A 13,337-nucleotide genomic window follows, 5' to 3' on the forward strand; every position below is an offset into this window, starting at 1 on the left:
CGAGGGTGCGGACTAATTAAAATAATGAGGTGGTTTCCTTGAATGAAAAATATTTCCATCTTTCTTACCCACAACAGTCAATTTGGACTCTTGAACAATATTACCAAAGCAATTTCTCGAACATTGCAACTATGATTACGATTTTTGAAGAAGTGAATTATGATAAATTAAAAGAAGCTATTAATCTTTGTCTCGAACAAAATGATGCATTAAGAATTAAAATCACTCAGCAAGATAACAATCCTTTACAATATATCTCCGAATATAAGGTACATGACTTCGAACTAAAAGATTTTACGTATCCTGATGGATTAAATGATTTGGCTACTTGGGAAAAAGAGACAACTCAAACTCCTTTCACAATTAAAGATTCCGAATTATTTTACTTCGCCTTACTTAAAACGAACAACCAAGAGGGTGCACTATACTTAAAATGTCATCACATTATAAGTGACGTTTGGGGGACAATTCAATTAATTAATCAAATATTAAATAATTACCGAAATCTTATAAACAACCAAAGTGTTTCTTTTGAATTAAAGCCATCTTATATTAATTATTTATTGAGTGAAGACGAGTATTATTGTTCTGAAAAATTTGAGAAAAATAAGAATTTTTGGAATAACCAGTTTGATTTACTTCCCGAGAAGTCTACTTATATTAAAAAAAGAAGTTCTTTAAAGTCTACTAATGCTAAAAGAAAGACTTTCATTTTATCTAATACTGAAGAAATAAATGTATATTGTTTAGAAAATAAAATTTCTATATTTATTTTTTTATTTGCCATTTTTAGTATCTATATTTCAAGAATTATTTCAAATGAAGATATTGTAATTTCAACACCTGTTTTAAATAGATCGAATTCTAGAGAAAAGACTACTATTGGAATGTTCACAGATAATGTACTATTTAAAACACATATAGATAGATCATTAGATTTTTATTCTTATACTCAAAAGTTAACTAAAGATTGGCGAAATATACTTAAAAATCAACGATATCCATATAACTTATTATTAAGAGATTTAAGAAATAAGTATAGAAATTTGGATCGGATCACAGATATTACCTTATCCTACCAAAACGCAAAATTTGATGTGTTGGATACAAAATTCAAGGCGAATTGGTGTTTTAATGGCAATGAAATCAATTCTTTGGCCATTCATATTAATGATCGAGAAGGCGAAGGCCAATTAATTCTTGATTATGTTTATTTATCAGAGCTTTTTACCATTGAGGAGATAGAGCAAATCCATAATGGGGCTTACAGTCTGATTCAAAATATACTTAATAATCCTCAGAAAGAGCTGTCTGGACTGGAAGTATTATCGGAAGAGGAAAAAGAAAGGATTTTGTTAAAATTCAACTCGACTAAGATCAACTATTCAAATGATAAATCACTCAATCGGTTATTCGAGAATCAAGTAGAACAAAACCCTGATAAAATTGCTCTAATTTTTGAGGAACAAGAGTTGACTTATGGAGAATTAAATCGAAGAGCAAACGCTTTGGCACATTACCTACGTTCAAGAGGGGTTACGAGAGACACCATTGTGGCTCTTTTAGCTAAACGATCTTTCGAAATGCTCATCGGAATGATTGGAGTTCTGAAAGCTGGAGGAGCTTACTTGCCTCTGGATTCGGGTTATCCAGAAGCACGAATTAATTATATTTTAAAAGATAGTAACGCAAAGATTCTATTAACACATTCAAATTTGGAATCAACTTTGAACTTTCCTATTGAAAGGATATATTTAGACGAAATAAATTTATACGATGGAGTTTCCCAAAATCCGGATGAAAACGCGGAACCCAACAATTTGGCTTATGCTATTTATACCTCTGGGTCAACAGGAAATCCTAAAGGCGTGATGATCGAGCATAAGTCTGTAAATAATTTTATCCATGCAATATATAACGAATTAAACTTTTCTCCGAATGACACTATTATATGTTTAACTACCTTTTCTTTTGATATTTTTGTTCTTGAGACCCTCTTGCCATTGGCAAAAGGGTTAAAAGTTGTTATTGCTAATGAAGATGAGCAAAGGATCCCTCGGAAGCTATTTAACCTCATTAACTGTCATAAGGTTAATATCATTCAAGTAACACCGACCCGTATGTTATCAATCTTGAAGGATACAAACGGAATACATTCATTTAAAAATTTATCCAAAATCTTAATAGGAGGTGAACGTTTTCCTGAGCCATTGTTAGACCGGATTAAACATTTAACTTCAGCTGAAGTCTATAATCTTTACGGACCCACTGAAACAACAGTTTGGTCGACCGTCCAAAAGCTGAAAGATGCAAATAAAATATCAATTGGTAAACCAATAGCTAATACACAGATTTATATTTTAGATTCTAACCTAAAACTCTTACCAGTCGGTGTTGCAGGCGAGATTTATATTGGCGGAGATGGGTTAGCCCGAGGTTACTTAAATAACCATGAAATGACAAGAAAAAAATTTATAGTCAATCCGTATTCTGCAGATGCTAAAATATATAAAACGGGTGACTTAGGTCGGTGGCTTCCCGATGGAAGCATAGAGTATATTGGAAGAAATGATGCTCAAGTAAAGATCAGGGGTTTCAGGATTGAACTTGGTGAAATAGAAAACTGCCTCTTAAAATTCGCACAAGTCGAACAGGCTGCGGTAACTATGAAAGAGGATAGAAGTGGCAAGGGTTACCTAAATGCTTATCTAGTAGGCAATAAAGTATCAGATGGAGAATTGCGTTCCTTCATCGAAAAATATTTGCCAGATTATATGATCCCTACACACTTTATCTGGGTTAACGAAATCCCGTTAACTCCCAATGGGAAAATTGACCGCAAAGCGTTGCCTGAATTAGATCAAATAGAATTGCTTGTAAGCTTGGAGTATACTGCGCCAAGAAATACGGTTGAAATAGTTCTTGCTGAGGTATGGGCCAAGGCATTAGAAGTGAAAATGGTTGGCATAGACGATAATCTGTTTTCTTTGGGTGGAGATTCTCTAACGGTATTAGAGATTTTATCTGATGTTTTTTCTTATGATTGGGGAATTATCGCTCAGGATTTTTATGATTTTCCTACCATACGAGAATTATCCACAAAAATCAAGGGGCATATCAAAGAAGAATTCAGAGATGAGTCAATCGATGTTTTAGTTAATAATTTTGTCAATACAAACCAAATTGTACTCCCTTCAGAAGGGTACGAATTAGGTAATATATTATTAACAGGTGCAACTGGCTTTTTAGGGATTCATATATTAAAGGAACTAATAACCAATATTTCGGGTAAAATCTATTGTCTAATACGTGGAAATAAACCGTTCGATCGGCTGGTCCAATCAATTGAGTTTTATTTTCCCGGTGAATCAACTAGATTGGTTAGTGAAAAACTTATTATAATTAATGGTGATTTAACAAAAGAAAAATTCGGATTAGCTGAAGATGATTTTAACATGTTAACTCAAGTTATCAATACAGTCATTCATTCAGCGGCAAATGTAAAGCATTATGGTGATTATTCTGAGTTTGAGAAAGTTAACCTTAACGGTACCAAAGAAATAGTTGAATTTTGTTTGGCTCATCATAAGAATTTAAATCATATTTCCACTATGAGCGTTTCTGGAAATTATCTGGTTAATCAAGAAAAACATACCGAATTTACAGAAGATGATTTGTATATTGGCCAAAATTATAAGGACAATGTCTATGTTCGCAGTAAATTTGAAGCTGAGACTATAATCGTTAAGGCAAGAAACTCTGGATTGCGAGCAAAGATTTTTAGAGTAGGTATATTAACAGGTAGGTATCTAGATGGTAAATTTCAAAAAAACGCTTTTGAAAATGCCTTTTATAACAGGCTTAAGTCAATTATTAGATTAGGTATAATCCCTGAAGATCTTCTCGAACAGCCGATCGAATTTACTCCGGTAGATTTCTGTGCAAAAGGAATAGTAGAAATCATACGATCCTGTGAGGTAACTGGATTTGTGTATCATATTTATAATTATAAAATAATTACATTGAGAAACCTGCTTAAGAAATTAGAATTACTTGGTTATTCTTTTAAAATTCTAAATCGAGATATATTTGAACAACATCTAAAAAATATTGCCCGAAGAGGAAATTTTGGAATCTTAAATGGTTTGATTGTTGATCTTAGTCTAAACAAAGGCCTAACTTATAGTTCTACTATAAAAATGGGTTGTGAAAAAACGACTAAGGATTTAATGAAACTAGGTTTTTATTGGCCAGATATCGACACTGATTATCTGAAACGCATATTTACCTATATGAATAAGATAGGTTTTTTGGAGTCATAGTCAGTGAAAAGGATTAAAGCAAGAAATCTAGGCGTTGCTCCCTGATATTAATATCTCTGATCCATTCTCTGGTGCTTTAGGTTGTATCATTTAGTTATTACGATCCTGTACTTCGATTTATTGGGTACAAAAAGAAGTTCGTCTTCGTAGCTTTTAAGTTTTTTATTGATTCAAAAAATGTTTTAAAAAGATGATAGTTTAATATAGAAAAAGCTAAAGGTCAGAGCTCTAGATAAGGGGGGCTCTGGCCTATTTTGAGGGATATGCCGGGCAAAATTCCCGGCATTTCGTTATTTCCCGGAGACGGCAGGTGGCTAATGGTTTCTTATTGAGTTCTTCGAATGATAAAGTTAGTATTGCCGATATTAAAAGAAGACAGTTCAAAAACTTCACTCCTTAAGCGATAATTAATAGGGAAATGATTTCTCAAGATAAATTGCTGACTCATCGAGAGAAATTAATACAATAATAGGATACGAACCTTTAATTTTCTTTAGAATTGTTAAAAGACGAAACCAAAACTATTTTAATGGGTTCCTTCACAATAGAAAGCAGCAAGTTATACGTACAATATGCATTTATAACTAACTGACTTCGCGGCAATTCTGAACTTGTTAATTTGATCAAAACCGATTCAAAGAAAATGATTGTAATATATGAAGGAGGTGGTATTGATGCGCTTGTTGTTGATCGAAGATGAAGAACGATTAGCTGAGGCTCTGGCTTACATTCTAAAGAAACAGAATTATGGGATTGATGTAGCTTACGATGGAAATACTGGGCAAAACTTGGCAGAATCGGGAGCTTATGATCTCATTATTTTAGACCGTATGTTGCTTGGTAAGGAAGGAATAACTCTTTTAAGAGAACTGCGAGGGCAAAGGATAACTACTCCGGTACTTATGTTAACTGCTAAGGACAGCATCCATGACCGGGTTCAAGGATTGGATGCTGGAGCCGATGATTATCTAGTCACACCATACTTCCAGGGGACAAGTTGATCTCGATGATGATTCATACAGTTTTCTAAAAACAGTTGATCCTGACAATGCAAGCGAGTTAATTGCCTTCGTAGGCGTGGATCATGATCAGGATACACTTTACCTCTTATTAATTACCTTGAGTGCGGTTGGACTGTTCTATTTGGTACTGGCATATTTCAGCGGGCGATTTCTGGCCGTACGTGCTTTAAAGCCTATAATGGAGTCTTGGCAAAAACAAAAGGAATTTGTCGCGGATGCGTCTCATGAACTAAGAACTCCATTAGCGGTCATTCAGACTAACTTGGAGTTAGTAAGAGGAAATTCGGATGAAACCGTAGCAAATCAAATGAAATGGCTTGACTATATCAATCTAGAAACTCAACGATTGGCCAGGCTTGTCAATGACCTCCTCTTTTTAGCCAGAGCAGACTCTGAAGAACTTCTGCTTGAAGCAAAAGAGTTATCGCTAGTTGAAGTGGTTGAAGACACGGTAGGATCATTTCGACCGCTGGCAGAACAAAATGGTATTGCCATAAACGTTACCACAATGAAAACATCCATGTTCTGGGAGACGGGAACAGGTTGAAACAGCTTGTTCTCATCTTGTTGGACAACGCCCTAAAACATACACCTGTAGGAGGCATGATAAACGTTAAAGTGCTTCAGCATGGTAACGGTGGGCAAATCGTGATTACGGATACGGGCGAGGGGATTGCTCCAGAACATTTGGCCCATATTTTTGAGCGATTCTACCGTGAAGATAAGGCAAGATCGAAACAGACAGGCGGCAGCGGACTTGGGTTAGCTATAGCCCAATGGATTGTTCAAAGCCACGGCGGGACAATTTCGGTCAATAGTCAACTAGGGCAAGGAACAGCGTTTACCGTGAACTTACCAGGGGTAATGAAGATAAGGTTATAATTAATGGTTTCAACGAATCTTTCTCAGTTAAAAAACTGACATTGGAATCCTCAAGAGGTACTAAAGCAGCAGAATTACTTGGACAAAAGGAAATAGATATTCTTGAGATCGCCTATATGACAGGCTTTAAAAGTTTGTCCAATTTTTATACACACTTCAAAAAGCAGATGGGTTTTACGCCAAAAGAATTTAGAAATAATCGAGATATCTTAAAGAGAGGATAGAATTATGTATTGAGTAGATAAGTGGAAGCGAAGGTTGTAAAATTATAATAACCACAAGATATAATTGATAGGGGACGATTTATGAAGTTAAAAAAAATATTAAATACGCATGGGCATAACCCTAGCTTCGGACTTCGTGAATTATTGGGATATATCGGTCCAGGTTTATTGGTTACAGTCGGGTTTATTGATCCTGGAAATTGGGCGTCCAATATTGCTGCAGGCTCAGAATACGGATACAAGCTTCTTTGGATGGTGACACTGTCTACGATCATGTTGATTCTATTACAGCATAATGTGGCCCATTTGGGTATTGTCACAGGTGACTGTCTTTCTGAAGCTGCTAAGAAGCATTTAAAACCATGGCTGTCAAAAATAATTCTGTCTACCGGAATAATTGCAGCTGTTTCAACGGCGATGGCGGAGATTTTAGGCGGAGCGATTGCCTTAAACCTGTTATTTCGTATTCCCATCAAGCTGGGTGCAGTGTTTATTTTAATACTTATCATTGGTTTACTGTTTAGCAATACATATAAAAAGCTGGAAAAATGGATTATCGGTTTTGTATCAATCATCGGTATTTCTTTTCTTTATGAATTAAGTATGGTGCATGTGAACTGGGAAGAAGCAGTCCGTGGTTGGACCTTAATTCAATTTCCAATCGGTTCAATGCCGATCATCATGTCGGTTTTAGGTGCCGTCGTGATGCCTCACAATCTATTTTTGCATTCGGAAGTCATCCAGAGCAGACAGTGGAATCTAGAAGAAGATGCAGTCATTAAGAAACAATTAAAGTTTGAGTTTATGGATACGCTTTTCTCCATGATCATTGGCTGGGCGATTAATAGTTCCATGATTATCCTAGCAGCTACAACTTTCTATATAAATCATGCCAGGGTAGGAGAGCTGGGGCAGGCTCAGCAGATGTTGGTGCCGATAGTAGGCGATTCAGCAGCACTTATCTTTGGTATTGCCCTATTGTTCTCAGGAATTTCCTCAACAATGACAGCTGGAATGGCAGGCGGATCCATATTTGCAGGGTTTTTTGGGGAACCTTATGATATCGGGGACAGACACACTAAAATCGGTGTTGTTGGTATTCTATCATTGGCAACCTTTGTTATTTTTCTGATCAGTGATCCCTTCAAGGGTCTAATTTACAGCCAAATGCTTCTTAGTATTCAACTGCCAATTACAGTATTTCTTCAGATTTATTTAACTTCGTCTCAAAAGGTGATGGGCAAATACAAAAATTCTTTGGGACATAATATTACTCTGTGGGTTATTGCTGTTATATTGGCCCTTTTGAATATCATGCTATTTAAAAGTTATCTGGTAAATTGATTGGAGATAGGGCGATCTATCGTTAGATAAAAACTAGCTGTTTGTTTATTATTTAAAAAATTATGGTATAATTGCTTAGAAAATTTCGGGAGGTTGTCATATGACGGATGCAAAGTTTAAAGTACTCCTCTATTCCGATGGATCTCATCAGGCTTTTTCAGCAGCTGTTTACACTGCGATGCTGTTACAGAATATGCCCAGTATGTATTTAACCGTCTTGCATATACATGATCGTGATGAGGTTCCCGAAGATAAAGAAAAAAGTTGGATTCATACATGGCCAATTAGCCCCACCACGGAGTGGGTTAAACATGTCCTCAACGATTCTAATATAGAATTGCAAAAAGAATATAATACGATATTATTTAAAACCAATGAAATATTCTCTAATAGAAAATACAAAATCTATCATGAAGAACTATTCTCGAATACGAGACTATCCGAGATATCTGACACTGCTGATCTTATCCTTGATTATGCAAAACGGAATTCATTTGATTTAATAGTTATGGGTACACGGGGACATTCGAATTTACAGGGGTTGATTTTCGGTAGTTTGGCTCACACTGTCCTTACCCGGTCTACGATACCCGTTATGTTGATCAAGAAACTACCACAAGAGTTTATCGATCGCTACATGTCTGGAACCAAAGTTGTTTCCTTGCGAAGAATCAAGTGAGCTAGAATAATTTGTATTTTTATAATAATTAGGACGTCAAAATGGACGTCCTTTTCTAATAATCTATAACACAGTCTAGCGCGTTGTCATGACTGATTTAGAATTATAACTTAAAAAAATAGTTTATTGGGAAGTTAAAGTGGGAACTCGGACCGTTCCGTTTTCGCATTTATTGCCCCAGGCATCAATAATCTCATTTTCCCTGTAGATACAGATGATTTCACAGTTGTTGGAACATTTTTTACATTCATAACCCATCGTTTTAAATTCAATATCAGTTATGTCGAAGAAGAAATCGTTCTCAATGTTTGATTTCTTAGCAAGAATTGCTACCCCGAGGGCACCGGTTAAATGGCTGTTAAGGTCCACCGTAACGGGCATCCCAAGTGATTCTTCGAAGGCTTTAATTACGCCCACGTTTTTGCTTACGCCACCTTGGAAAACAATAGGAGAAATGATCTTTTTTCCCTTGCCCACATTATTGAGATAGTTAGTAACAACGGCCTTGCATAAACCGGCAACAATGTCCTCTTTCTTATGGCCGATTTGAGCTTTGTGCACGAGGTCAGATTCTGCGAAAACAGTGCAGCGAGCGGCAATAGATGTCGGCTTGGTAGACTGTAAGGCGATTTTTCCGAAATCCTCAATATTAATGTGAAGGCGCTGAGCCTGACTGGACAAGAAGGCACCAGTTCCGGCAGCGCAAAGCGTGTTCATGGCATAGTCAATAACGATACCGTTTTCAATCAGGATCATTTTAGAATCTTGTCCGCCTATTTCAATAATCGTACGGACATCTGGATGAACAGACATTGCCCCAATGGCGTGAGCGGTTATCTCGTTTTTTACCACAGTGGCGCCTGTCATGGCTCCAATGAGTTTGCGGGCACTGCCTGTGGTGCCAACGGCGACAATTTTTCCATGACTGCCGTCAAGCTGGTCCTTCAGAGCGGACAATAACCGTTTGACGGCTTTTAGGGGATCACCTTCTGTCCACAGATATTCGCTTGCCTTAATTTGATTGTTTTCGTCGATGACCACCCCTTTGGTAGAAATTGAGCCGATATCGATTCCTAAATATGATTTGCTCATTTCTTTGTTTCCTTTCTCATGATGATCATGTCATAAAAGGCCTCAAGACGCGTATTGAAACCTGTCTCACTAGTTTGAGTGTCAAAGCTGAAATAGAGAATAGGAATTTTGTAATCATTGCTGATATTCTGCAGAATCGGTATGGCATCAATTTCCGGTGTACAGCCAAAGGACTTGACATGAATGATGCCGTCATAGCCTTTTTTAGCAAACTCCAACGCTCTGTCTATGGTTGCCATGCTGGTAGCACCCATTGGGTACTTGGCATAATTTTCAATGTGCTCTTTGATTTGTTTTTTGGGATAATGAAGCAAAGTGTTGGTAACATTCAGCCATCTGTCAACGACGATACCCATTTGGGCTAGTTCTTTCTCAATATAATGATTGCTGAACGGCTCCATAATGGTGTAATATTCTCCGACAATCCCTACCTTAAGAGGATTCGAAGGCTTCTTTACCTCAATTTCCTTGAAACGTTTCATATAATTCCGGTAAGTGATGTTAAGCCCTTTCTTATCACGTACGGTACGCAGATCGTTCAAAAAGTCAGTATGAACTTTGTCAAATGCCCCTGCCTTACTTTCAAAGCCGACATTTTTACGGATAAAGTCTTCAGCCTTGTCGATGTACTCAATCATCTTCAAAACAACAGGCAGAATTCCCGCTATCTTTTTCAAGGACATCTGGGGGTTAATTTCTTTTAATCCGTTGTAAAAGGAAATAGGATTTGCGTCTTGAACTTTGGCCATGTTCACAAACTTAACCTTATAACCCAAATCACGGAGGATCTGCTCGTGAAGCTCTCCATAATAACGCAATCTGCATACACCGCCAGTTTGGACAAGGGTATTTGCGCCAGCTTCAATCGTCTCGATAAAGTTTCCAAGGTTATATTTAAAGGGAGCACAAACGTAATCCGGACTGTAACGGCTTCCTAAAGCTAACGTTTTTTTGGTAATGGGCGGAGGTACAATATAGTCTACTCCGAATCCGACAGTGAATAAGAGCTCCAGTGGAGTACAATAGTTGCCTAATTGGGGAAAGCTTGCCTTAATTTCTTTCATCAAAATCATCCTTTTTAAACCTGATAATATCGACAAAGCTTTCCAAACGGGTTTCTATTCCGGCGTTTCCCTCTTGGCCGTCAATCATTAAATTCAGGATGGGTTTATCCTTGACCCGCCGTATAATCATCTCATTAACAAGAGAATCTGGGCCGCAGGGAAAAGCACTCATGAGGATAATGCCGTCGATCTTGTCTTTGAAGATAGGGATGGAGCCGACAAGCTCTTTGTTAAAAGCCCATGGTAATGTTTCGCTGATTTCGGCAGATCTCGCTAAAGCCTCTTTTTTCGGAGCTATATCGCCAATGATCGGAACAGTCCCCAACTTACAAAGAAAGTTAGTGATAGGTTCACCAATATAGCTATCGCAAATATTATAGCGGTGTGCTATTAATAAGATTTTAAGTTTGTTTTCGTTCATCAAACCTTCCTGTTCATTGAGCTCCATTGCTTGTGCCTTTTTTTGCACTTGTTTTGCGACAAGGTAGGCATATAAACTCTGAGACTTCCTTTTGCCAAGAATTTTACCCATTTTGACAAAGGCGTTCATTTCAAAATCAGCGGCTTGGGAATCAATATTATAATCCAACAAGTTAATATTTCTATTTCTGAAAGTGTTGGCCAATATATCGTAAATGGCTTGAAACTTAGTACAGACTGTTCCATCACTGCCGTAATCTGAAATACGAGGAACGAGAATATAGTCACATTTATCCAGCAACCATTCCACATGTCCAATGTAGATCTTGGAAGACAGGCATGATTCATCAATGGCATGATTTATGCCTTTAAGAATAATTTCTTTGTTCGTAGCGGGGCTTACGATATAATCGATCTCTAATTCGTCAAAAAAACTTTCCCAGAGGTGCTTGTATTTATAATATAAAAGTGCTCTTGGTATGCCAACTTTCATAGTAATCGTGGCCTTTCCAGTGGGATATTGGACTTGCTTAACTATACTCGCAAAGCTCTTACCTCAAATCAATGTTATTAGGAAAATGCAAATTATACTAAGCTAACCCACTTGCTCTAGGGGATTTTATGGCATAGTAGTGTCAAACACCTTACACCTGTATATTATTAAGGTATGTACTATCAGGAGATTTTGGGACTGAATTATGGAGGTCGGTTATATCATTAGCATTCAGCGATTTTCTAATAGATAGGGTGTAGCTTGGAAATAGTCCGAACTTTACCTTAAGAAAGAAAAATAAGAAGGAATAATGCGTTTTTATGTTGAATTTATTATTAATTTAAACAAAAGGAATTTGGAATAGGAGTTACATCTATGGGATTCTTTCAATTGCAGCATGATTCTGATTACAATAAAGATACCCTGGAAAAAATTATAATTCTTGAAAATTTTGATCGAACAAAAAGGTTATCTGCGATCTTATTTTTAACAAATTTTATTCTCCTTCTTATCGACTACAATAATAGGCTGCAGGGGCTCTGGAGTATTAACGAAGGCTATAACTATTTATACTTTTCTCATGTAGTTTTAGGTCTGGTTACTTTCTTTTATATTGTGATTTTCTACAGAATTAAAGCCTATTTTACCAATGAGATAACTTCAGTGCATAAATTATATGTAATTTCTTTTGCCATCTTCATACTCAATCTTACTGCAGTAATTTCAGGTTTGATTGATCAGAAGATTCATGGACAAATTATCGTCTACGTCATGGCATGTATTACAATTGCTGTAACGTTCAATTATCGGCTCAGAGTTACAGCGCTTTTGTATGGATCATCATATACTGCGATGATGACCTTCCTTACTATTAGTCTAAAAGATCCTAATATACGCCAAGGGGATTATATAAACACTTCCCTAATAGTTATAATATCCTTTTTTCTATCGGCGTTACTTTATAAAGTTAAACAGCAGGAGTTAATACATTATTATTACCTAGAGGATCTTGTCAATGAGCGAACTAAAGAATTGCAAGCCGCTAACCAATTGCTTTCACAAGAAATTGTTGAACGTAAACGAGCAGAGATAGAGATGGTACGGATGGACAGATTAAACCTAATTGGCCAAATGGCGGCAAGTATTAGTCATGAAGTTCGTAATCCTATGACAACGGTAAAGGGCTTTTTGCAATTGCTTAAGAAGAAACAAGAGCTTAAGGACCAAGAATACTTTGATCTTATGATAGAAGAACTGGATCGTGCCAATTCTATTCTTTCGGAGTTCCTATCCATTAGCAGAAATAAGCCAACTCTGTTTGAAAGGTATAATCTAAATGATTTAGTCACATCTACCTTGCCGCTCATCGAAGCCGACGCTCAATACAACGATAACTTATTAACAGTAGACCTTAATAATGTTCCGGATTTACAACTTGATACCCAGGAAATACGCCAACTGCTGTTAAACCTTGTTCGTAATGGATTTGAAGCAATGTCCGGTGGTGGGAAATTAACAATAAAAACCTATTTTGTTGGTAGAGAGGTAGCGCTAGTCGTGGCCGATCAAGGCAAAGGAATTGAGCAGTCTGTACTAGAGAAGTTAGGAACGCCATTTTTCACAACGAAAGAACAAGGTACGGGTTTAGGGCTTGCCGTGTGTTACGGTATTGTTTCACGGCATAACGCGCGGATAAGTGTTGAAACCGGTCTCGAAGGTACAACATTTTATGTATACTTTGAAATTGAGGCAGAATTGGTTACATCTATGAATCAGCAAGATTCCAAATAAAATT

At 36.9% G+C, this 13,337-nt stretch carries 10 protein-coding genes and 1 pseudogene; 8 read left to right on the top strand and 3 right to left on the bottom strand.

Translation table 11 applies throughout. The annotated features are described in order from the left end of the window. Positions 1-38: 38 nt before the first annotated feature. The 7 genes and pseudogenes from VZF35_RS16160 (at position 39) to VZF35_RS16190 (ending at position 8,473) form a co-directional block, all read left to right on the top strand. Positions 39-4,322 (top strand): amino acid adenylation domain-containing protein, encoded by a 4,284-nt coding sequence (locus tag VZF35_RS16160; RefSeq protein WP_407306459.1) that lies wholly within the window; start codon positions 39-41, stop codon positions 4,320-4,322. A gap of 674 nt (positions 4,323-4,996) precedes the next feature. Beyond that, positions 4,997-5,305 (top strand): annotated as a pseudogene (locus VZF35_RS16165) (response regulator); the annotation flags it as partial. 94 nt (positions 5,306-5,399) lie between these two features. Next, positions 5,400-5,891 carry a histidine kinase dimerization/phospho-acceptor domain-containing protein gene (locus VZF35_RS16170; protein WP_407306461.1) on the top strand — a complete coding sequence of 164 codons (492 nt, stop codon included), beginning with the start codon at positions 5,400-5,402 and terminating at the stop codon, positions 5,889-5,891. A 20-nt stretch (positions 5,892-5,911) separates the two neighbouring features. After that, the gene (locus VZF35_RS16175) at positions 5,912-6,226 is read left to right on the top strand and encodes a sensor histidine kinase (protein ID WP_407314648.1); all 315 of its coding nucleotides are present in this window, start codon (positions 5,912-5,914) and stop codon (positions 6,224-6,226) included. 41 nt (positions 6,227-6,267) lie between these two features. Continuing rightward, positions 6,268-6,450, top strand: a complete 183-nt coding sequence (locus VZF35_RS16180) for a helix-turn-helix domain-containing protein (RefSeq protein ID WP_407306462.1) — start codon at positions 6,268-6,270, stop codon at positions 6,448-6,450. A gap of 81 nt (positions 6,451-6,531) precedes the next feature. Next, complete coding sequence (locus VZF35_RS16185; protein WP_407306464.1) at positions 6,532-7,794, top strand: Nramp family divalent metal transporter; 1,263 nt, start codon at positions 6,532-6,534, stop codon at positions 7,792-7,794. Between the two features lie 100 nt (positions 7,795-7,894). Further along, complete coding sequence (locus VZF35_RS16190; protein ID WP_407306466.1) at positions 7,895-8,473, top strand: universal stress protein; 579 nt, start codon at positions 7,895-7,897, stop codon at positions 8,471-8,473. Between the two features lie 123 nt (positions 8,474-8,596). Here the strand turns inward: VZF35_RS16190 and VZF35_RS16195 are convergent, their stop codons facing one another. Genes VZF35_RS16195 through VZF35_RS16205 form a run of 3 tightly spaced genes read right to left on the bottom strand, consistent with a single transcriptional unit; the run spans position 8,597 to position 11,542 of the window. Further along, the gene (locus tag VZF35_RS16195) at positions 8,597-9,565 is read right to left on the bottom strand and encodes an acyl-CoA dehydratase activase (protein WP_407306468.1); all 969 of its coding nucleotides are present in this window, start codon (positions 9,563-9,565) and stop codon (positions 8,597-8,599) included. Continuing rightward, on the bottom strand, positions 9,562-10,629 hold the full coding sequence (locus tag VZF35_RS16200) for a hypothetical protein (protein ID WP_407306470.1): 1,068 nt from the start codon (positions 10,627-10,629) through the stop codon (positions 9,562-9,564). The genes VZF35_RS16195 and VZF35_RS16200 overlap by 4 nt, the downstream gene beginning before the upstream one ends. After that, positions 10,616-11,542, bottom strand: coding sequence for an acyl-CoA dehydratase activase-related protein (locus tag VZF35_RS16205; RefSeq protein WP_407306472.1), 927 nt, complete (start codon positions 11,540-11,542; stop codon positions 10,616-10,618). The genes VZF35_RS16200 and VZF35_RS16205 overlap by 14 nt, the downstream gene beginning before the upstream one ends. A gap of 375 nt (positions 11,543-11,917) precedes the next feature. Here VZF35_RS16205 and VZF35_RS16210 point away from each other — a divergent pair, with 375 nt between their 5' ends. After that, positions 11,918-13,333 (top strand): ATP-binding protein, encoded by a 1,416-nt coding sequence (locus VZF35_RS16210; RefSeq protein WP_407306473.1) that lies wholly within the window; start codon positions 11,918-11,920, stop codon positions 13,331-13,333. Positions 13,334-13,337: the final 4 nt, after the last annotated feature.

It is taken from the genome of Desulfosporosinus paludis, assembly GCF_045689965.1.
GTDB classification, from domain to species: domain Bacteria; phylum Bacillota; class Desulfitobacteriia; order Desulfitobacteriales; family Desulfitobacteriaceae; genus Desulfosporosinus; species Desulfosporosinus paludis.